Below are 21,882 nucleotides of genomic sequence, written 5' to 3'. Positions count from 1 at the left end.
GGTACCTTTCGGGCCCGAAAAGGTACCCGGTTCCTTTTTCAGAACTCGTACCGCACGCCAAGCTGCACCTGGCGCGGGCTGTTCGCCAGCGTCGTCACCTGGCCGAAGTTGCTGCTTGTGATCGTGGAGTCGGGGCCGCCCCAGATCACGCGGTTGAAGAGGTTGAACACCTCGAGCCGCATCTCGAGCGACGTACGGCCGATACCGAACGTGCGCGCGATGGAGATGTTCTCGTTGAGGAACCAGGGCCCGCGCTCGTTGGGGTTTCGCACGGTGGCGTTGCCGAAGTCGGCGAGCAGCACGCCGCCCTTGTATCCCTCGAGCTCGTCGACCGAGACCACCGGATCGCGGCGGAACTTGGCCGGATCCCACCAGAGATCGACCAGCGGATCGAACTCGTCGCCTTGGGTCGACGCGCGCCAATCGTCGTAGTCGAGCACGGTAATGCGGTTGCCCCCGGCGGAGAGTGGTAAGCCGTAGCCCGGGAACACGCCGAGTGGGTACCCGGAAGCGTAGGCGTGCACGCCCGCAATGCGCCACCCGCCCACGATTGTCGAAAGTAGCCCTTCGCGTAAGAACCGCTTGTCGGCGCCGAACGGCAGCTCGTAGCTGTAATTCAGCTTGATGACATGCGTCTGGTCAAACGCCGAGAGTCCCTTCTCCGCATCCCGATTGAAGTGGTTCATCGCCTGGCCGCCGCCGGCGTTCGCCTGATCCGAGCGCAGCGTGAAGGCCTTCGAGAAGACGTACGACACCAGGAAGGTGAGCCCAGACTCGTAGCGCTTCTCTCCCTTCAGCAGGAACGCATGGTAGCTCGACCTCCCGCTGCGATCGCCACCGTCAGCGCCGGTGTTGATGGTCTGATACTGCGGATACGGCCGGAGAGCCTGTCGCACCGACTCCTCGCCAGGGAAGCCGGGATACGGATATGGGATACCCGCCTCGCGCGCAAGCGCCGAATCCAGGCGCGAGTCCATCAGCGTGATCGCACCCGCCGGTCCGTACCGATCGACGAAGCCGTAGAAGATCTCCGGATCCACCTGGTTCAGGCTGAGCAGGTTCGTCGTGAGATGCCGTCCTACCTGCGCGTTGTAGCCGGCTTCGACGACGAAGCGCCCCGGCAGCTGGCGCTGCACGTTCAGCGTCCAGTTGTAGTACTCCGGCAGCCGGCCTGCGTCATACGGCTGCCAGTACGGAATGCTGCTGCCATTCAACGTCTCCGGGACGAGGAACGGCGGCTCCGGCCATGCCGGCCACCCGCTGTCCCAGTTGAACGCCGAGCTCTCCGGAAAGCCGGGCGCCGTGACGTTGTACCCGCCGATGAACCCATGCCAATGCGAGCTGCCGCCGGTGTTCTTCACCGAGCCGAACGTGCGTGCGCCGCTGAGGCGCACGACCGTGTCCGGGTTGACGCTGTAGACCAGGCCGAAGCCCCCAGGGCCAGGCGTCGTAGAGCGATGTCCGTCCCGTGCGGCCAGGCCCCTCGCCGGCAAACTCCGACGCGCCCAGCCGGCCGCCTGCCCCAGGATTGGGCAGGTTTGGATTGAAGTTGGAATAGCCGTCGGGAAAGTGCCCCTCCCAGGTCGGCGGCGTGTACTCGTACCGGACGCCGTAATTGAGCGTGAGCTTGTCGCTGAGGCGCCAATCGTCCTGCGCGTACGCGGCATAGTACCGCCACCGATCGGAGACGTAGCGCAGCGTCGTGATATCCGACGACTGCACATCGCCGAGCAGAAAGCTTGCAAAGGCGTTGCCGGAAGTGCCGGTTGTGTCGAGCGTGCCGTCGGGGAGGAATCCAGCCGTCGCGCCACGATTGAAGTTGTACGTGCCAGCGGCGGTGTGCCAGCCGTAGCCATCGTAGTTGTCTTGCTGGAAGGTGAAGCCAAACTTCCATGTGTGCTTCGAGCGTACCCACGTGAGGTCGTCCGTGATCGCCCAGAGGTAATTGCCGGATCCGCCCCACTCGGAGCGGCCCCAGTCGAGATAGTCGGCCGAAAAGTTGATCAACGGAAACAGCTTGTCCGGTCCGGGCACGTTCTCCAGCCCGATGCGGCTGCCCCACCCCTGATCCCGGTTGTACGAGGCGCGCAGCTGGAACCAGTTGTTGTGACCGACGGTGACCCGGTTGAGCAGGCTCGGCGAGATGACGCGATCCCAGTTCATGCGGAATACGTGCGTGTGCGAATCCTCGTCACGGAAGTTGTTGAGCGGCACCGGCAGGCCACCGCCGGGCCCGTCGGCGGGCGGAATGACGAGCACTTCGCCCCAGTGGTAGAGGAAGCCGAGGCGATCCTTCTGCGACAGATTGTGATCGATCTTGAGGCTGAACTTGTTCCAGGGGTTCGTCTGAATCTGGTCGCCGGGCGTGTAGGTGAAGTTGTTCAGCACACCAGGTCGATCGGGCCGCATGGTGGCCAGCTCGAGGACGTTCCGGCTGACCTCGCTGAAGCGCTCGACAGGAATCTGGTTGTTCGGGAAGGGATCGCGGATGAACCCGGACCCGTTCGGGTTCGGCCGCGTGCTGGCGGGATCGTAAATCGGAATGAGACGTCCGCTCGCGTCTCGCCAGCTCGAGAAGTCGCCCTCGTACATCTCGGCCGTGGGAATGGTCGCAACCCGTGGCGCCGCGGCCGTCTTGTTGCGGTAGCCCTCATAGGAGGCGAAGAAGAACGTCCGGTCGCGGCCGTTGTAGATCTTGGGCAACCACACGGGCCCGCCAAACACGCCGCCGAAATCGTGCTGCGCGAGCGGTGGCCTTGCTGAAATAGTCGATCGTGTCGAGTGAGTCGTCGCGGAAGAACTCGAAGACCTTGCCCTGCCAGTTGTTGGTCCCCGAGCGGGACACGAAGCTGACCGCGCCGCCCCCCGCATGGCCGAACTCCGCCTTGAATCCATTTGTGTCGACGGCGAACTCGGTGATCGCCTCGACCGAGGGCGAGTTGAGTGTCGTCCAGAGGCGTTGTTCGAAGGGGGCCCCCGGTGTGGACGAGACGCCGTCCACCGTGAGGTCCCACCCGCCCTCCTGCCCGCCCCCGATGACAATGTTGCCGCGGCCCCCGTCGCCGCTCGTCCCAGACTTGGCTTCCGGGGCGACGAGGCTCAGGTCGAGGGGCGATCGCAGCGCACCACCAACGACGAGTGGCAGGTCTTGAATGAACTTGTTGCTGATGGCGGTCGCCACCTTCACGCTGTCGACCTGAATCTGCTTGGCCTCTGCAGAGACGGTCACGGCATCCTCCAGCGCCCCCACCGCGAGCTGTGCATCGACGCGCGCGATGGCGCCGGCCGTCACCTCGACGTTCTCGAGCGTCGTCGTCTGAAATCCCTGCGCCGACACGATGACCACGTAGGCGCCAACCGGGAGCTGGGGAATTGTGTAGGTGCCTTGATCGGAGGTCGTGGCTGGCCGCTCGAAGTTCGTGGCGAGATGGAGCGCCCGCACCTCGGCGCCGATGACGATTCCACCCGACTCGTCGGTCACGGTGCCGGTAATCGTGCCGCGCTCCGTCTGCGCCGACAGCGTGCCCGCGTACAGGAACGTCGCCGCAAGCGCGCCGAGCAGTCCGCCAATCCCTGGTCTTGCTGACATGGGGGGCTCCTTTCCGCCGCCAGCCTTCGAGAAAACCGCGAGAGTGTCCTCGCTTTCGCGACGTCCATGCACGCCGCTTGGTAAATATCTGGAGCGCGGGCCGAAAACGTTTTCTCAACACCCGCTAACCAGCGCGCGACCGAGCAGTGACCATGTCACTACATTGTTGCTGATTCGCGGCATATCGTTTTACGGAACCGACACTCGTGTCAAGCCGGCGTTTGATCTTGCCGCCCCCCAGTTTTTCCCGACCCTCCCGGAGACGCCGCGTCCACTGCTCTGAGGAGTGAAAGGAGAGAGGCCGCCAGCCGCGCGCTCGCGTCGATGTCGCCGGCCGGCGGGATCGCATGGGCCGCACGCCCCGGTCGGCCGCGTGGAAACACCACGTGCGGCGCTGACGTGTGGCGACCCGCCGAGCTCCGTGAGCTCGGCGGCCGTCTGGCCCCGCACATGGTGTTACGTTCTTCGCCGATCACGCGGCCTCCAACGGGGCGGCGCTGGCCCACGCAATCCCGCCGGCCAGCGCTGAACCGTTCGCGGCGCACGGCTCCCGTTGCTGTTGATGTATCGTCTCACTCGTGCAAGTGTTACGACATGCCACGACCCAGTTCGGAGATACCGTCAGGGCGCTCGGGGCGTAAAGATGATCGGTCAGCCCACGCGCTGATAGCGAAAGTGGCTGCGGATGTGCCGGTTGAAGGAACGCCCTTTCGACGCGGCGGTCATCAAGCCCGTGACGATCATGGGGGGGCACGTCGAAGTAGCGGGAGATCGCGCCACCGCGGAAGGCGACGTCGAGGGTCGTGTCGTTCGCGTACCGCAGGGACACGAGGAGCGACGACACGACGGGGCTGCGCTGATCGGTCAGGCGGGTCATCGCGCGATCTCCGTGGCGGGGGTACCGCGTGCCAAGGCGGTGAGCAGGCGATGCAATTCGTCGCGAGCGCGGCGCCCGAAGCGTGCGAGGGAGAGCGCCAGAATCGCGATGGAGAGGGCGCTGAGCCGGCGCTGCGTGCCAGGGCGAGGCGCCCCGCGTACCACCTCGACGTGCGCACGCACCGCGCGCGCCAGGGGGCCGGCGCCGAGCCGCACCGCGAGGAGAGAGGCCAGCGAGAGGGCGAGCAGCACGCGCCCGAGGCGCGGGGCCACATCGACCTCGAGCCGCAGCCCCCGCACCCCGAGAGGGGTCTTCCCATCGCGGAAGGTCAGCTCGATGTGCATGCGTTCGCGATAGAGGGCCACGCCGTCGTCGGTGGGCAGCTGGGCCTCAGAGCCAGCGGGGACCAAGAGGAACCACGGTTCTTTGAAGGCGCGGTCATGAAAGACGACGCCATCGACCGGTTCTTGGGCGGTGTCCTGATAGGCGACGTCGGCGTACCGACGGGCCTGGCCGGCGCGTCGGCGCAAGCGGCCGAGGGTGAGGCGCCGGCCGCCGACGCGCACCAGGGTGGTGGCCCGGCCGCGGAGGACAACGGGGATCCGCAGCCGGCGCAAGTACCGGAGGAGTGAGGCGCGCGCGTCGCCGCGATCGAGGACGAAGACCGGCTTGCACCCGGGCGGCAGGCATGCGGCGATCAGGAGAAGCCGCGACTCCTCGATCACATGTTGGCTCTTGCGCAGGGTGGCGTCGTCGTCACAGACGAAGGCCACGGGGAGCACGCGGTGGGCGACGCGCACACCCGCCATCAGGCCTGGCGTCCCGCGGATGGTCGTCTGATCGACCACGATCGGGATCCAGCCCTGCGGGGCGGGGCCGAGCGCGAGGCGGACGAGCCGCGGGGTCATCACGGGACCGTCGAGGGCGGCGTTGCGGAGCAGGCGATAGAGCCGCCTCGCGCGGGCCTTGTCGGATTCCTCAAGCGGCAAGGTGCGCGACAAGGCGCAGAGGGTGAGCCAGCCGTGGCCGCTGCGGGCGCCGCGCCAGAGCTGGAGCATGGCGACGGTGAGCAAGGCGAGCCCCAGCGAAAGCCACCGCCCGAGGTCGGGAGCGGCCACCGCCCGCAGGGCCAGCACGCGCGCGAGGGTGGGCGCGTGCGTCGGCTCGAAGGCCCGGCGTCGTGGACCTCGCGGGCGGGTCTCGTATCATCTATACAGATGGTCAGACACGCAGGTGAGGCCGGCCTGTTGGGCCTGGGGCATAGACGCACTCCTATCGGTGTGGGGTCGGCTCTTTGCGCCGGATCAGTTCGAGGTTAATGCTCGAGATTTCTTCGAGCAGGGTCATCGCGTGGTGATAATTGTGGACCCACCGCTCGGCCACCGGCCGCAGATCTTTGGGGACATACACCTGTCGCGTTTTGCCGTGCGCGTAGCTCACGGTGAGGTAGGTGGCGGGCCCGTGCTTCTCACCCCGCATGCACTTGCAGCCGGGTTTCCCGCACTGGGTGAACCGCTCGATCAGCGAGGCGCGCAGGACCGGCCCCAGCGTGGCAAGCTGCGCCTCGAGCTGCCGTCGTCGACCGGCGAGCCGGCGCGTCGTAGCGCGTAGCATGTCGTAACACTTGCACAACTGCTACGATATGTCGAGCGAAAACCGTGCGCAGCGTCGGGTGTCAGCGCCGGCCGGCGGGATCGCGTGGGCCAGCGCCGCCCCGTTGGAGGCCGCGTGATCCGCGAAGAACGTAACACCACGTGCGGGGCCAGACGGCCGCCGAGCTCACGGAGCTCGGCGGGTCGCCACACGTCAGCGCCGCACGTGGTTGTTCCACGCGGCCGACCGGGGCGCGCGGCCCACGCGATCAGGCCGGCCGGCGGCACCATCGCGACCGCGACGCTGGCCGCCTCTGTTTACTCCTCAGGGGGTGGGACTCGACGCTTCGTGGCGGGTCGGCCAAAACTGGGGGGCGGCAAGGGCGTTTGATGGAAGCTCGAGTTCTCGGCGTGCGGTGTGCTCAACGAAAAGGGGATCGTGACTATAGTCGCTCATCGATCTGCCCAGCGGTGCTGACACATATGTGGAACCGGGCCCACGGATCCTCGAGGATGCGGGGTTTCGTTGCCTTGATCCCGCTGGGACCTTGTGTAATACTCAATACGTATTACGGAGGTGTAACGTGCCATTGACAGTCCGTCTCGACCAAAAGGCGGAGCGTGCATTGAACGCCCTCGCGAAGCGCCGGCGGGTCTCGCGCTCCGAGATCGTTCGCGAGGCCCTCGCACAGTACGACGCCGGCACTGGCAGCGGTCACACCCGCGGCGGTGTCTATGACGACTGGCTGGACGTCGTTGGGATTGTCAATCTCGGTGTGCGCAGGCCACACCGTACCACAGGGGAACAGTTCAGCGCGATTGTTCGGGAGCAGGCACGTGCGCGGCGTGCTCGTTGATGCGGGCCCACTCGTGGCCATTCTCGACCGCGGTGATCCGGATCACGACACGTGCGTCGATGCACTAGGGACGCTCCGTAGCTCTTTGATCACGGTTTGGCCGGCGTTCACCGAAGCCATGTACCTCCTAGCCCTGTCATGGCAAGGTCAGAAGGCGCTCTGGAGCCGCTTGGAGCTAGGAGCTCTGACACTCGCGCCCCTCGATGAGACCGATGCCTCCCGGATGCGCGAGCTGATGGAGAAGTATCGGGACTTGCCAATGGATCTGGCTGACGCGGCGCTCGTCCGCGTTGCCGAGCGCGAGTCCCTCACGCAGATCTTCACGCTCGATCGACGCCACTTCTCCGTCTATCGCGTCGGCCGCCGCCGTTCCTTCTCGATCCTTCCCGGTTAGTGTCAGGACACTAGGCTGTGTTCAATGCGCGGGTGGGATCCACGCGGGCGGCGCGGCGAGCAGGGGCCCAGCTCGCCAGAAGCGCAACCAGGACGAAGCCCAGGCTCAGCGCTGCGATCGTCATCGGATCGCGCGGCTCCACGCCGTACAACTGGTTCGCCAGCAGACCGCTCACGGCGAGTGCACCGGTCACTCCCAGGAAGAGACCGACCAGCACCGGCTTCAAAGCCTGTCGAATCACGAGCCGGGCCACGTCGGCCGGTGCGGCGCCGAGCGCGAGCCGCACGCCGATCTCCTGCGTGCGCTGGCTGACGAAGTACGCAATCACGCCGTAGATACCGATGGCCGCCAGCAGGAGCCCCATTATCCCGAGCGTGGTCAACAGCACCGTGTTGAAGCGCGACGCGGCGACCGAGCTCGCCATCCGCTCCTCCATTGTACGGACGTTGAACAGCGGCAGCTTGGGATCGACCTGGCGAATGGCACGCGCCACGCTGCTGGCCAATGCGGCCGGATCGGTCGGCGTGCGCGCGACGATGTACATCGTGCGTTGGACCCAGTCCCACGCCGCACCAGGTGGGTTGGATGGTGCCTGTGCAATGGGCAGATAGAACTCGGGCATGGGCGAAACGGCGAGACCGAACGAACGCACGTCGCCTGCGACGCCAACCACCACCTTGTAGTCGGGCGTGCGAATGCCGCCAGGTCCCGGCTCGCAGCAGGAGATGCGCTTGCCGATCGCGTTTTCCTTCGGCCAGGCCTGCCGGGCCAGGGCCTCGCTGATGATCATCACCTTCTGCACGCCCTCACGGTCCTGATCGGTGAACCTGCGTCCCTCCTTGATCGGAATCCTCATCGTCTCGAAATACCTGGGTGACACGAGCCGCAGCTGGCTGACAATCACGCTGCGCGGGCCCATCGGGCGTCCTTCCGGAATCAAGCCGTTACTATTGCCGCCGGGCCCCAGCGGTACCTGCGAGACCACGGCCGCACGGGTGACACCAGGAACGACGCGCGTTTCGTCCACCATGCCCTCGAGCGCCTGCACCGTGCGCGTGTGGTCCAGGTAGTCGTCGCGTGGGAGCGCCACGCGCGCGCTGAGCACGCCGCGCGGATCGAAGCCAGGATCGACCGCGCCGAGCGCCAGCGCCGTGCGAATCAGCAGGCCGGATCCGATGAGCAGCAGCAACGCCAGGGCCACCTCGGCGACGACCAATGCGCTCCGCACGCGATCACGCGGCGCGCCCATGCCACCGCTCCGTCCACCTCGCAGCATGTCCAGCACCGGGTTACTGGCCACGCGGGAACGAGGCCGAAGACGACGCTGCTGGCGATTGCGACCACTACGGCGAACAACAGGGCTGTCACATCGAGATGCGCCTGTTCGAGCCGGGGCGAAGAGCCGCTGTCGATAGTCGCCCACGAAGATCGCCATCATCGGCTCGATATTCGCGCCACGCTGCGCGTTGAAGATCGGCTGCTCCTTCTCCAGTTGCGCGGCGATCGTCGCCAGCTCCGTCTGCGCTTGGTCAATCGTCACACCCGGTGCGAGCCTGGCCGATATCGTGAGGAAATGCCGGTCGAAGTCGGCCTGCTCTTCCCCGCTGAACGCGGCCGGTACCCACAGCTCCTCGCCATCCATCGTGACGTCGAACGACGCTGGCATGACCCCGACCACGGTGTGCTGACGGCCGCTGAGCCGTACCTCGCGCCCCACCACACCCGGATCGCCGGCGAACCGGCGCGCCCAGAGCCTGTGGCTCAGGATCACCACATCTTCCCGCCCCGGCTGATCGTCGTCTCGACCGAACGTCCGCCCAAGCGCAGCGCCCACGCCGAGCACATCGAAGTAGTGCCCGCTCACGTGGGCTCCGATGACCCGCTCGGGCGTCCGACCCTCGGTCACGTTGAAGTTGTCGTATTGGATCGCGGCGATTCCATCGAACAGCGTGGCGCGCCGGCTCCACTCGACGAAGTTGCCAACCGACACGCCGCCGCGCTCGATGTCGCGCCAGCGCTCGAATAGATATACGAGGCGATGCGGCTCATGGTACGGCAGGGGACGCAACACCACGGCGTGCACCGCGCTGAAAATCGCCGTCGTCGCTCCGATCCCGAGCGCGAGCGTCACAATTGCTACGAACGCAAACCCGGGGTTCTTCCACAGTTGTCGCCAGCCGAACCCGACGTCCTGGCGCAACTCCGCAAGGTATTCCCGTCGCCGCATCTGACGATCCCTGTCTCTGCCGAGACGCCAGCAGGTGTCGTGGGCGAGGCGCACGTCACCGAAGCGTCGCAGCGCCGCCTGGCGCGCCTCTTCAGAGGACATGCCGCGGGCGACGTACTCGCGCCGGCGCATCTCGAGATGGAACGCGAGCTCTCCGTCGACCTCCTCGTCGACGCTTGGCTTCCAGAGCCAGGCCCGTAACAGTCTTCGTCGCATGCGTTGCGGTTCCACGGCGCGCGTGCCGCACCGGGCACGTCAGGCTGGGAGGAGCACTCGGGAGACGACCTTCGTGAACGTCTGCCACTGGCGCGTCTCGTGCCTCAGTCGTGCGCGGCCGGCGGGCGTGATGCGATATAGCTTGACGCGGCGGCCCAGCTCGGACTCGCCCCACTCGGCCTCCACCCACGCCTTCTGCTCCATCCGGTAGAGGGACGGGTAAAGCGAGCCGTCCTCAATCTGCAGCGCATCGCCGGTCGCTTCCTCGATCCAACGCGCGATCGCATACCCGTGGCGGGGACCGCCTGTGAGCGTCTTGAGAATCAGCGCATCGAGTGTTCCGTGCAAGAGGGCGTTGACCGGTTTTTCCATAGGGCTATCGAGCCCTGATCACAAGAATGTCTAGGTATGGTAGCGGTGAATACCCAGATAGTCAAGGACGCCACGGTTCTCTGCTTTCGTCGCCCTCCGACTCCTGTGCAGTAATCGACACATATTACGGACGTGCTCTCCCGATCTCGCGGCGCCTTCGAGGACGCGATGGCCAGCCTTGCGAGGCAGTGAGGCGACGTCAGCGTGACGGTTCTCGCGAAAGGGCTTGACAAGATTTTTGAGGTGGGCGCGTTCTTGTGCAGAAGCTCGCGAGAATAGCCCGCTGTGAGCGCCAGATTGACCATGAGGCCGCCTTCGCATGTGAGGGCGACAAACGAAATGGATCTCGCCGCATTCGTGTCCTGGGTGCCCGTCCTGAGGCTCGAAAAGTGCATCCGTATAATGGGACATGATGACGCGACTCTCCACGTTCCAGCACCTCTCCGATCAGGATCTGCTCCGCGAGGTGACGCACCTCGCTGCCGGTGAACGTGAGGCCACGGCGCGCCTCATCGCCTGCCTCGCCGAGATCGATGCCCGGCGTCTCTACCTAGGCGAAGGCTGCGCCTCGCTCTTTACGTACTGCGTCCACGTCCTCCGCCTCTCGGAGCACGCCGCGTACGACCGGATCGAAGTCGCCCGCGCCGCGCGCCGGTTTCCTGTCATCCTGGCGCAGCTCGCGGCGGGCGCGGTCACGCTGACAACGATTCGGCTCCTCGCGCCGCACTTGACTCCCGAGAATTATGCGGCACTGTTGGCCGAGGCCCGGCACCGGAGCCGACGCGACGTCGAACAAATCGTGGCCCGACTGCACCCGCAGCCCGATGTGCCGAGTGCTGTGCGGAAACTGCCGACGCCGCCACCACCCGCCGTGGCCGCCGCCACGGCGGGAGCTGCCAGCAAAGCACCCACGACGGAACAGGGTGAGGTGCCGCGGGAAACCGCGGCGTCGGCGGGCATGTCGGCCCCGGCGGCGCCCGCGCCGACGCGTCCTCCGGTGCTCGCGCCGCTGGCGCCCGCGCGCTACAAGGTGTCATTCACCATCAGCGCCGAGACATACGCGAAGCTGCAGGAGGTACAAGCGCTACTCCGGCACGTCATTCCGACCGGAGACCCCGCGGCCATCTTCGATCGTGCCCTGACCCTGCTCGTCGCCGAATGTGCGCGCATGAAATACGCGGCCACAGACCGGCCGACGCAGGGGCGCGGGACGGCGATGGGATCGCGGTACATCCCCGCGGTGGTGAAGCGAACCATCTGGCACCGCGACGGTGGCCAGTGTGCGTTCGTCAGCGCCGGAGGAAGGCGGTGCGCGGAACGCGGGTTCCTCGAATTTCATCATCGCCGGCCGTACGCGAAGGGCGGTGAAGCGTCGGTCGACAATCTCGAGCTCAGGTGCACACGCCACAATGCCCACGCGGCCGAACGCGACTTCGGTCCCTGGCAGCCCACGCGCGTCCGAGAGACGGCGCCGGTCTTCGGCACACGGCCGCACGCCACTCGTTTCGAAACGAGTCTGGCACCTGATCTGTGCCAATCTGCCGGCGCGGGCCAGCCTCGTCTGGGCCACGTCAGGCGTTCGGCCGCGCGTGCCTCACCCTCATGAGCGCAAGAGCCGACGGACACGCCTGGCCAACATCTGTCCGTCGAGTTGCGACGCCCCAGCGCGTGCGATCGCGGGGTGATTGTCTACTGCCGCTCACGGTCGTGCCCGGAGGACGCTTGCCTCCCTCCGCTGATTCGATCGACGGTGGCGATCGCGGTCTGGTCCCTGTGCCGTGGTGGTGCACGTACGTCACCGTAACTCTGAAACGCCGCACTTGCGTGGTTCAGACGAATGGGCTCGATCAGGTCGTTCGGGAACGAGCGCCATCGCGTGTGGGCGAAGTGTCGAACATCTTCACCCAACGCGCGCGGCGATGGCGGCGAAATCCGGCGTGCTCGTACAACCGCCGCCCCGACTCAGCTTTCGCCAACATCGTCGTCAGGTTCCGGCAGCGCGACGCTCGCGCTCTTGAGCCCAGGTACCGGTTTGAGCGGCGCGCCCACTGGGGAATTGCGGCGCTCGCCGTCCCGCGGGTCGATCGGAACCTCTCGATAGCTATCCAGCTGAATCGAATATGTCCCACGCCCTCGCGTACGTTCGCGGAGAGCCGCCGCGTAACCGAACATTTCTGACAGTGGGACAAGTGCCCGAACGACCCGCACGTCGGCGTCGTCATCGTGCGACTGAATCTGGCCACGTCGACCGGAGAGGTCTTCGATCACGTCGGCCGCGTGCTCTTTGGGGACCACCACGGCGACGATCATCACCGGCTCGAGGAGAACGGTCCCCGCCTTCTCTGCAGCCTCTCGGAATGCCATCGCACCGGCGATCTTGAACGCGGCGTCGTTCGAGGCCGTTTCGTGGTATGAGCCGTCGTACAACTCGATCCTCACGTCGCGAATCGGATAACCCGCGGGCCCACCGCGCGTCGAGGCTTCCTGAATTCCCAGCCGGACGGACTCGATGAAACGATCCGGAATCTCGTCACCACTCAGAGCGCTCTCGAAAACATAGCCAGTACCTCGCTCTCCCGGAGAGACGCGGATCCTGACGTGGCCATACTGCCCGCGGCCGGCGGAATGACGTGCGTATCGGCCATCGCCGTCGGCCACCTGCGTCAGCGCTTCCCTGTAGGCCACCTGAGGCTTTCCGAGCGTCGCTTCGACCCGGAACTCGCGCTTCAGGCGATCGACGATGCTCTCGAGCTGCAATTCGTCGAGGGCGCCAATGGTGATTCCGCCGGCTTGATCCGCTTTCACGCTCAGGGTCGGATCCTCGGCGATGAGCTGCCGCAATCCCTTTCCGAGCCGTTCACGGTCGGTCTCACTGTTCGGGCGGAGAGCCAGCAAGAGCAGCGGTGTCGCAGTAGGTCCGCTCATGTCGAGTCTTGGACGCCACCACAGAGTGTACCGCTACTCGTAACGCAGCGCCACGAGCGGGTCCACGCGCGCTGCCCTGGCGGCCGGCAGACAGCAGGCACCAAGCGCAACTCCGATCCAGATGAACGCCACGACGACATGCGTCCAGACACCCGTTGGAGCAATCCCCTCCTGGATCGATCCCGCGACGCCAGTCAGTCCCGCCGTCAACAGCTCACCGATCGCCACGCCCACCAGAACGATCGCTAGACCGTTGCTGACGACGTCGCGGAAGATATCCTGGCGCGTCGCTCCAAGCGCCATTCGTACGCCGATTTCCTGCGTGCGGAGTGTCACATGGTATGCGATCACGCCATACAAGCCGACCGCGGCGAGCAGCAGCGCCAGCAACCCGAAGACCGTCAAGACGTTCACGATCCATTCGAATTGCGCATATCTCCGCTCGATGTGCGCGCTGAGCGGCTGCACGACATAGGCGCGCATTCCCTGCCCCATGCCGAGGAGGGTGCGACGGACGGGCTGCGCCATCGTGGCTGGATCGGTGCTCGTTTGCAGAAGAATGGCTGCGAGGCCGTCAAAGTCCTGGCGGGGGAAGGGGAAATAAAGATGCGGCTCAGGAGGCTCACCAAGCTCACGGATCGCGGAGTTGCGGACAACCCCAACGACAACCGCCGCTTGCGTGTCGTCGCACCCGATCATCAGCCGTTCACCGACGGCCGTGCTGTTCGGCAGGATCCGGCGAGCGAGGCTCTCGTTCACAACCACCGTCGAGGCGTTGCTGGAAAGGTCCTCGACACCAAAGCGGCGACCGGCGAGAAGGCGGATCGCCATGGTATCGAAGAAGCTGGTATCGATGGTGCTGGTTGTGATCCGGATCTGCGGACCGGTACGAAGTGAGGCGCAATCGGAACGGGCCCACATCAACGGCACGGTGGACGTGAGCGTGGCCGTCCGAACACCGGGCAGCGTCCGTAACCGCTCAAGCGCTTGTGCGTAGACCTCGCGACGACGCTCGGCCGTGATTGGAGAGGACGGAATGAAGGCATAGGCAATGAGGCGGCCGTCGACCTCGAAGCCGGGATCCGTGGCTTGCAGCCGGACGAGCCCTTGGAGAAAGCTGCCGGCGACAAACAGCAGGACCAACGACATCGCCACCTGCGCAACAAGTCCCAGTGGCCGCCGGCGTCTCGTGCCCCCGCCAATCTCACCCTTGAACGCCACGACGCCGCTGGACCGAGACGCTCGCCACGCAGGGAGCCAGCCACAAAGCAGCGTGGCCGCAAACGAGACCATCGTGGCGAACACGATGGTGCGCCAGTCGAGTGACAAATCCAACTGGACCGCGAAGTAGCCCATGAAAGACGACACCGATCTCTCGAGGAGCTGGTTGGTCCACACCGCCAGGACGACACCGCAGATGCCGCCGCCGATGGCAAGCATGAGGCTCTCGGTCAGCAGTTGTCGGAACAGCCGCGACTGCGTGGCGCCGAGGGCGCGGCGCATGGCGAATTCACGCTGCCTGATCGCTCCACGCACCAACAGCAGGTTGCCGACATTGACGCACGCAATCAACAAGACCAATCCGACGACGACGGCCAGGAGTGTCGCGAGGGTTGCGGCGCTTCGTCGAAACTCGTGATCCGGAATGCCACGTGCTTCGTCAGCGACAATCGGCGGCTGGCGCTCTGACGCACGAGCATGCTCGGCCCTCAGTTGTGCATCGATGGCGTTCAGCTCGGTTGACGCCTCGACAGCAGTCGCACCCGCGCGCAACCTGCCGAAGAGCATTATCAGGTGCCGGTCCTCGCGATCCTCGAGTTGCGCGGCCAAACCTGGGCGCGTGCGGATTGGCACCCAGATATCCGTTCGAAGCGGCGCAAAGGCACCGGTGCAATCAGGTGGCGCTACGCCAACGACCGTGTACGACTCCGATTGTGACCTGATCCGCCGGCCGAGCACCTGCGGGCTGCGATGGAACCAGCGCTCCCAAGCCGCGTGACTGATGACGGCAAACGGCTCCCGGTCGTCCGCGAACCAGCGGCCAAGCACTGGCGTGACACCGAGCACATCGCCGTAGTCGGCTGACGCGACCTCCGCGCCCACGAACGCGCTGTCGCCGTCGACGTCGAGATCCGACTCCATCGGCCACGATCCGGCCAGTCCGGAGAGGGTGCGGCTTCGGTCCCGGAAATCGCGATAGTCGGGATACGACCACGCCGTGCGCTCGCCCCGGCTGATCACGATCAGCCGTTCTGGATCCGCGACCGGCATCTGCCGAAGGAGGACGGAATTGATCACGCCAAAGATGGCCGTGTTAACGCCGATCCCGAGCCCGAGGCACAACATCGCAAGCAACGCGAAACCAGGCGAGCGCCGGAGCTGCCGCGTGGCGTACTGCACGTCGCGGACGAGATCGTCGACAGGGCCGATGCCTCGCGCGTCGCGGTGCTCTTCCTTGACCTGATCGAGCCCGCCGAGCTCCAGTCGCGCCCGGCGGAGGGCGTCATCATGGGCCATTCCCTGGCCCACGTACAGGGTCACCTGCTGCTCGAGGTGAAACCGGAGCTCGTCGTCGAGATCCTGGTCGACGGCGCGCCTATTGAAGAGAGATCGCAGTCGAAGGATCCAATCGGTGAGCATCATGCCCCCTACAGGCGTTCCAAGGCCTGGGCGCCGACGGCGCTCCGTCTACACCGAGCCGAGATCGCTTACGCTTCGACAGGAAGGTAGCGCATCTCTTGTCGAAGTGCAAGGGGGGAGTCGCGTGGCTCACGTTGAGCGGTCACTCACGTTGCGCCTTGAATCGCGGGTCCCAGGCGAACGCAATCGGGTCTCCAATCCGGATCTGTGAGAACCGTGGATGATGGGGGTTGAGCAGGAAGTTGAAATCGTCGGGCACGAGCACGCTGGGCACGCGGAGGACAGCTGAGCGCCCTTCGGTTCGCCACCCGCGTCCAAAGGCGCGAGCAGCGACACTCCCACTTGGGGCGTCCCACCCCGGCGGCAGATCCTGCCGACGAACCGTCTCGACCAAGCCCTCGGGAAACGTCGCAGAGATCAGCACGCAGGCCGGGAGCATGTGCCGCTCCGCGCCAGAGAAGTTGGCGAGTACTTCGAGCATCGCCAGCGCTTGGTTCGCCGAGGTATAGACAACCGCCAACCCTGCGCTATGCCATCGCCCGTCCGCGCGCCGGGCACCCTCGCCGCTGAATGCGCTTCGTGCGTAGCGCGCTTTCACCACCCTCCAGGAGACGACCATCACGCATACATCGAGTGCTCAGCTCGCCAGATCAACTCTTCCACGGCCTGCGCCCCGACCCCTGTCCTCATGTATTCCAAGGGCGATGCACCCTCCAATTGCGATTTGGGTGTGTTCAGCCACTGGATCGCGCCCACTCGATTCCCCTCGAAGAGATCGATGGTAAGTCCGACGAGACGGGCGAGCCGCAACAGCCGATCGGACTCGTCGGGAGAGAGTCGCCTCGTCTCCTTGCGGTGATAGAGCGTGCGATCTGGCATCCGAAGAAGCTCACCAATTTGTCGGAGGCTCGGTGCGCCCAGGAGCTTCTGCATCCGTTCGACGGCGGAGAAAGGCAACCCCTTCTCAACACGCTCGACCACACGGCTCAAGGTTGGGGCATCGATGCCAACCAAGCGGTAGTGCGCGAGGCTCTCATGCCCGGCGGTATCGATGGCGACACCCATGGTAGCAAAAGCGTAACACAGGAACTGCAGATCTGCGGTGGTAACGGCATGCGGCGCTATACTGGCGCAGCAGACGTCGCTGAGACCAGCACTCATGCCCGCCGCTCGCCCAGGTCACGCATGCAGTGGAGCAGGTTCCCGCCGAGCTGCTCTGGATTCCGATTGCCTTGCTCGCCGCGAGGCTCTTCGGCGTCGTGGAGCGTTGGGGTCAGCCAGCCGTCCTCGGCGAGCTGCTTGCCGGGATCCTGCTTGGAAACTTGGCGCTCATCGGCATCCCATTCCTTGTGATGACGACACTGCTGACGCCGCCGATCCTGGTGCGGATCCTGCGCCCCGCTGGCTCATCATGAGCCGGATGCGAGGCGACGACCCACGCCGAATTGATCTGCAACCTTCACCGGCTGGCCACCAGAGAACTGAATCTCGAGCATCTTTTCACTCTGCACCGCTCGACCCTGCTCGTCCTCGAGCGTCGCCACGATCCGTCGGCTCTTCGTGTCGATGACATCACCGGTGGACGGGTACGCAAGCCGGCCGTCGAGGCTGAACGTAATCCACCCGGGCTGGTCGCGTACCTCGATGCTGGCGACCTGCTTCGGGGGCATGACGGTAGCGTCGAACACGTGCACCCGACTGTTCGCGGCGTCGGTGAGCCACAGCTCCGTCTCGTCTGGCAGCAGGGCGACGCCGTGGCTCGGGCAGCCGTGCCGCTTGACCGGTCCCTTCTGATAGCCCGCCACTTCCACCCGGTGGAGCACGCGGCCCGTCCGTAGGTCGCCCACTTCGAACCCGAGCAAGCCGTTGACGTTGACGAAGCAGAGCGTCTGCTGGCTATTGACCGTGAAGGGGCGGATGACGTCGCCGAACGGGCCTACCTGTTTGGCGATCGTGTGGCTGCTGGAGTCCGCCACGTTCAGCATCGGCGACTTCAGTCCCGCGAGATAGACGAATCTGCCGTCGCTTCCGTAGATCGTGTTGTGCGCACCCGAGTTCGTTTCAATGGTGCCGATCGGATCGCCGCTTCCTGCGTCGATCACGTGCCAGAAGGGCCCTTCGAACGACGGGACATACAGGATGCGGCCGTTTGGCGCGATCGCCATTCGATCGCAGCCACCCTCGTATGTGCGGTTCCAGACGATGCGCTCGGTCGTCAGATCGAAGGCGACCACGCGTCTGGGTGTGGTCAAGTACAGGCGGCCTGTCTCCGCGTGTGCCGCGATGCCCTTGATATTCTCCGGCTCCTCGCCGTCCAGCATCTCGAAGGTGGGAATGCGCTTCACGAACCGGTGTCCAGCCTCGATGTCGAACACCAGGATCCCGACGCCGCCGTGCTCGACATAGTTCCGGACGCCCGGGGCGGCAACGTACAGCAAACGTCGAGCGTCTCCGGTACCTTGCACCGGCGAGGCCGACGGCGCGAACAGCCACCCAAGCAACATCAGCAAACATACCGAGGCACTCGCCAGCGTCATGGCAGCGTCTCCTTCTGTCCGCCGCGTTCTAGCGGCACGACGACGTAAGGTTGTTCGGTGTAGAGATCCGGATAGATCTTACCGTTGCCAGCGCGATCCATCACTTCGATGAAGTACATGAAGTCCCAGGTTGGAACCACCTCGGCTGCCGGCACAACGGTGCTAAATCGGTTGCCTTCCCCATCCGCGCGCATTTCCAGCGTTCGGTAATCCTGATGCTGATTCACGCTTCGATAGCGGAGCCGCACCCACTTCACGCCTGACGGATCGGTGACTTCCGCCTCGACGCGGAGTGGCCGCGCCGCCCTGGCACGAGCGACCGGCGTATGGTGCACCACCGGCGGTTCATCGTCGGCCGTGGCCAGGACCGCAGACGCGGCTGCACGGCCATCCGAAGCGGGCCAGGTCGTCGCGCGCCCGCCGTCATCGGTAGCGTGAATGATGTACGAGAAGGGGCCGCTCACGCGTTCTGCCGGAATCTTACCGCGATATGTGTACGGCCCGGCCGGCTCGAGGGGCACGTCACCAAAGCGGTCACCGGCTTGGTACGACACGCGCACCCGTGCGATGGGGCGTGGCCCGGTCACGGTTGCGCGAATGCCGAGCGGCTCTCCAGGTCGGATGCGCCGCGCTGGCACATGAGCGATCGCCGGCGCGCTCCCATGAGTCGCAGGGCGATACGTCTGACGTTCCTCCTCGAGCGCCGTCAGGCCCTGCTTCGCGGCATCGAGCTCGTTGCGCCAGTGCCCGGTCAACCCAGACGTCGCAAGGCCCATACGAAGGTTGTCGTTGTAGACGTCGCCGGCGGCCTCCACGATCTGCTCCCAGGCCTGAATGGCGCGCCCTTCCTCCGCAATCGCCTCATCGAGGGCATTGACGTCGCGTGACTGTTCCCACAGCGCCCAGCTCAGGCCCGCCAGCGCGCGATGCGAGTGGTACTGAGCCAGGCCGGCAAGTATGCGCAAGTCGACAATCGTCGACTCGAGCTCCGGCCTTGGCGGCGTGGCCGCCTGTCGCTCTGCCTCGCGCACGTCGCGCAGCACCGCTTCTGCCACTTCCGCGAACCATCGACTGCTCTCCTGCGGCCAGACCGCTGCCGATTCTCCCTGCGCCAGCGTCAAGCGGGCGGCATCAGCCATGCTGAGGAACTGCTCGGTGTCACTTGGCTCCGCCGCGGCGTACTCCCGCAAGTCCTCGCGCCGCTGCTTCTCCGGCCAACCGCGCGTCGTCGGGAAGCGGTTGTACGGGAAGTTGTAGGCGGTGATCATCGGCAGGATCCAGCTCGCGCGGTGGAGCGCGCGCTCGATGTGCGGCGCCGCCGCCCGTCCAAGCCGTCGCTCGAACTCTCGCGTCCAGACGTCGGATGGCGTGTCGGGATTGTAACCAATGCGCCCGAAGACTTGGAAGAAGTGCCAGTAGCGCTCGAACTCGTAGTCATAGCCGCGCGCCGCCGGCGAGAGCAGCTCGAACGGCGTCAGGTCGTGGGGCTGCGAGGCCATCTTCGTCGCGAGCATCTCGTTCACTTCGTAACCTTGCCCGTCGTAGAGACGGCTACTCGCAGCGAACCGGCGCACGTATTCCGGATCTCCCCAGAGCAGGACCCGCGTCGTCCCGCCATTCCAGAGTCGCCAGTGCATGTCGTACTTCTTCGGGTAACGCAGAAGATCTGCGTAGCCGTGGCGCCGATCGTGCTGGTTCTCCTGGTTGATGTGCGTCGGATGGAACGGAAGCCCCATCTGCTCTGCCCAGTACTTGGTGGAGATCCGGATATTGACGCCCATCTCGACGGCCAGATCGATCAGCGAATCCGGAAAGTCCTTCGCCCGCGCATCGAAGCGCATCTCCGGCGCGTGCTGCTTCATCACGGCATAGATGCCCTTCCAGAAGTCGTGCATCTCTTCCGGCTTCAGGCCCGATTCGCCGTGCATGCGGAATTGGACCGCGTCAATCCCAGGGAAGGTTTGCAGAAACTTCGCGAGGGCGGCCTGAGAGTAGGCCATGAGGTTGTCCTGCGTCAGGCCGGTGACGACACCTGGCAGCCTCTCGCCTGCCTCGACGTCCATGCCACCCGCCTGCACACCGCCGCGATAGATGTGGTCCCAGAGCCCCACCGTCACATCGAGGCCGCGCGCATGCGCCGCGGCGATGAGCTCACGCAGCGCATCCACGTAGCGGCGTTGATCATCGGCGGTGAACTCCACCACACGAACGTTGGGAAACTCTTCGACATCGAAGAAGTAGGGATACGCAGGGGCGAGATAGCCCGCGTTCTCGTAGCCAAAGATCAGGACGAAAGAGTTGAAACGGTTCTTCGCGAGCAGGTCGAAGTAGCGTTCCCAGTGCGTGCGATCGAAGAAGCGACTCTCGAACCACGCCCTGTGCATCGTGTACACGGACAGTGCACGCTCGACCACCGCTGGTGCTTCGCGGGCATCCCGAACCTCGCTGAGCGGCCGAGCGGGATCGTCCGCCCATCCGATCCGCTCCGCCACGTCGAGCAATGCGTACATCAGGCCCCGGTCGTCGGGCGCCGTTACGAGGAGCCGCGGTTGGTCGACGTGGCGGATGAGGAGCGCTTCTGCCTCGACCGGCGCGTCGATATCGAGATCCGTGACCAGACGAGCGGCAGCACCCGAGCCGCTGGACAGGCCGGCGACGATCACGCTCTCGCCCTGAGCTCCATCCATCCGCTGGCTCAGGCGAAGCGTGATCCCGTGCCGGTCGAGCGCGCTTCTGATCGCCTCGAGGCCGTGGCGAACAGGCGTGCCGGGGCTCGTGTCGGTCACCATGACGATGGTCGGTGCTTCGACCGGACCGGCCGCGTTCGATGCCGCTTGCAAGAACAGCGCGCCGAATCCGACCAGAACGAGTGTGAAACCGGCTGCCAGTGTCCTGTCCGCGTGATTCGTCACATACGTCCCGGGCGGGGCATCCCGGCTCGCGGCGTTGCTCGTCGGTCGAATACGGCCTGTATGCTCCCTTCTCGCGCCTGGCGAGCCGGGCGCCGCGCTCCGGGACCTATGCAACGAATCACGCGGACAGGACACTAGACGGCGGTGCACGACCTCCCCTTTCTCGAGCGACACGGTCCTGGACGAATGCGCAACACTATACACGCTCGAGGTGTCAGACGGCGCCTCGTCGCCTGGCTCGATCGCACGCGGCCACGCCAGGTCGGCTATGCGCGACAGCAGCGGATATCATGCGGGAGGAGCGAGGATGGCACGAGATTCCGTTGGCGACGTCGCGGCGCGCACACGCAACTCCCTATCGGAGATCGCCGCGGTCTTCTTGCGACTCGGCACGACGGCCTTCGGTGGGCCGGCGGCACACATCGCCATGATGGAGGATGAGGTCGTGCGCCGGCGAAAGTGGCTGACCCGCGAAGAGTTCCTCGACTATCTCGGAGCGACCAACCTCATTCCTGGGCCCAACTCCACAGAGCTGGCAATTCACATCGGTCATGCTCGAGCGGGTTGGCGAGGCCTTCTCGTGGCAGGGCTCTGCTTCATCGTTCCCGCCACGTTAATCGTCGGCGCGGCTGCTTGGGCGTACGGACGTTACGGCAGCCTCCCGGAAGCCGCGGGACTCCTGTATGGGGTGAAGCCGGTTGTAATCGCCATCGTCGCGCAGGCGCTGTGGAGTCTGGGGCGATC

Annotated in this window: 17 protein-coding genes; 4 read left to right on the top strand and 13 right to left on the bottom strand. The window is 65.5% G+C overall.

Going from position 1 to position 21,882, the window contains the following annotated elements; translation table 11 throughout:
* Positions 1-38: 38 nt before the first annotated feature.
* The 5 genes from GEV06_22020 to GEV06_22000 form a co-directional block, all read right to left on the bottom strand.
* The gene (locus GEV06_22020) at positions 39-1,214 is read right to left on the bottom strand and encodes a hypothetical protein (protein ID MPZ20566.1); all 1,176 of its coding nucleotides are present in this window, start codon (positions 1,212-1,214) and stop codon (positions 39-41) included.
* Positions 1,177-2,709, bottom strand: a complete 1,533-nt coding sequence (locus GEV06_22015; GenBank protein MPZ20565.1) for a hypothetical protein — start codon at positions 2,707-2,709, stop codon at positions 1,177-1,179. Before GEV06_22015 ends, GEV06_22020 begins: the two co-directional genes overlap by 38 nt.
* Positions 2,651-3,589 carry a hypothetical protein gene (locus GEV06_22010; protein MPZ20564.1) on the bottom strand — a complete coding sequence of 313 codons (939 nt, stop codon included), beginning with the start codon at positions 3,587-3,589 and terminating at the stop codon, positions 2,651-2,653. The genes GEV06_22015 and GEV06_22010 overlap by 59 nt, the downstream gene beginning before the upstream one ends.
* Before the next feature lie 873 nt (positions 3,590-4,462).
* Positions 4,463-5,602: a hypothetical protein gene (locus GEV06_22005; GenBank protein ID MPZ20563.1), complete on the bottom strand. Its 1,140-nt coding sequence runs from the start codon at positions 5,600-5,602 to the stop codon at positions 4,463-4,465.
* A gap of 136 nt (positions 5,603-5,738) precedes the next feature.
* On the bottom strand, positions 5,739-6,080 hold the full coding sequence (locus GEV06_22000) for a hypothetical protein (protein MPZ20562.1): 342 nt from the start codon (positions 6,078-6,080) through the stop codon (positions 5,739-5,741).
* Positions 6,081-6,513: 433 nt separating this feature from the next.
* On the opposite strand from GEV06_22000, the gene GEV06_21995 reads away from it, so the two are divergent.
* Both GEV06_21995 and GEV06_21990 read left to right on the top strand, forming a co-directional pair.
* Complete coding sequence (locus GEV06_21995) at positions 6,514-6,915, top strand: ribbon-helix-helix protein, CopG family (GenBank protein ID MPZ20561.1); 402 nt, start codon at positions 6,514-6,516, stop codon at positions 6,913-6,915.
* The gene (locus tag GEV06_21990; GenBank protein ID MPZ20560.1) at positions 6,794-7,309 is read left to right on the top strand and encodes a PIN domain-containing protein; all 516 of its coding nucleotides are present in this window, start codon (positions 6,794-6,796) and stop codon (positions 7,307-7,309) included. The genes GEV06_21995 and GEV06_21990 overlap by 122 nt, the downstream gene beginning before the upstream one ends.
* A gap of 10 nt (positions 7,310-7,319) precedes the next feature.
* Here GEV06_21990 and GEV06_21985 read toward each other — a convergent pair whose 3' ends face one another.
* Positions 7,320-9,752, bottom strand: a complete 2,433-nt coding sequence (locus GEV06_21985) for an FtsX-like permease family protein (protein MPZ20559.1) — start codon at positions 9,750-9,752, stop codon at positions 7,320-7,322.
* Between the two features lie 39 nt (positions 9,753-9,791).
* Positions 9,792-10,124, bottom strand: coding sequence for a PadR family transcriptional regulator (locus GEV06_21980; protein MPZ20558.1), 333 nt, complete (start codon positions 10,122-10,124; stop codon positions 9,792-9,794).
* Positions 10,125-10,533: 409 nt separating this feature from the next.
* Between GEV06_21980 and GEV06_21975 the strand changes: the two genes are divergently transcribed.
* Positions 10,534-11,730, top strand: coding sequence for a hypothetical protein (locus GEV06_21975; GenBank protein MPZ20557.1), 1,197 nt, complete (start codon positions 10,534-10,536; stop codon positions 11,728-11,730).
* A gap of 356 nt (positions 11,731-12,086) precedes the next feature.
* On the opposite strand, the gene GEV06_21970 is transcribed toward GEV06_21975, so the two are convergent.
* The 6 genes from GEV06_21970 to GEV06_21945 all read right to left on the bottom strand — a co-directional run bounded on the left by GEV06_21970 (position 12,087) and on the right by GEV06_21945 (position 21,138).
* Positions 12,087-13,049: a hypothetical protein gene (locus GEV06_21970; protein ID MPZ20556.1), complete on the bottom strand. Its 963-nt coding sequence runs from the start codon at positions 13,047-13,049 to the stop codon at positions 12,087-12,089.
* 33 nt (positions 13,050-13,082) lie between these two features.
* Positions 13,083-15,692 carry an FtsX-like permease family protein gene (locus GEV06_21965; GenBank protein MPZ20555.1) on the bottom strand — a complete coding sequence of 870 codons (2,610 nt, stop codon included), beginning with the start codon at positions 15,690-15,692 and terminating at the stop codon, positions 13,083-13,085.
* A 139-nt stretch (positions 15,693-15,831) separates the two neighbouring features.
* Complete coding sequence (locus GEV06_21960) at positions 15,832-16,311, bottom strand: RES domain-containing protein (GenBank protein MPZ20554.1); 480 nt, start codon at positions 16,309-16,311, stop codon at positions 15,832-15,834.
* Positions 16,308-16,850: a DUF2384 domain-containing protein gene (locus GEV06_21955; GenBank protein MPZ20553.1), complete on the bottom strand. Its 543-nt coding sequence runs from the start codon at positions 16,848-16,850 to the stop codon at positions 16,308-16,310. Before GEV06_21955 ends, GEV06_21960 begins: the two co-directional genes overlap by 4 nt.
* A gap of 248 nt (positions 16,851-17,098) precedes the next feature.
* Positions 17,099-18,226 (bottom strand): hypothetical protein, encoded by a 1,128-nt coding sequence (locus GEV06_21950; protein ID MPZ20552.1) that lies wholly within the window; start codon positions 18,224-18,226, stop codon positions 17,099-17,101.
* A complete protein-coding gene (locus GEV06_21945; protein MPZ20551.1) occupies positions 18,223-21,138 on the bottom strand; it encodes a hypothetical protein in 2,916 nt (971 codons plus the stop codon). Before GEV06_21945 ends, GEV06_21950 begins: the two co-directional genes overlap by 4 nt.
* 307 nt (positions 21,139-21,445) lie before the next feature.
* Here GEV06_21945 and GEV06_21940 point away from each other — a divergent pair.
* Positions 21,446-21,882, top strand: a 437-nt coding sequence (locus tag GEV06_21940; GenBank protein MPZ20550.1) for a chromate transporter, incomplete at its 3' end; no start/stop codon positions are given.

The organism is Luteitalea sp., from assembly GCA_009377605.1.
GTDB lineage: Bacteria > Acidobacteriota > Vicinamibacteria > Vicinamibacterales > Vicinamibacteraceae > WHTT01.
This window is presented reverse-complemented; position numbering and strand designations above follow the sequence as displayed.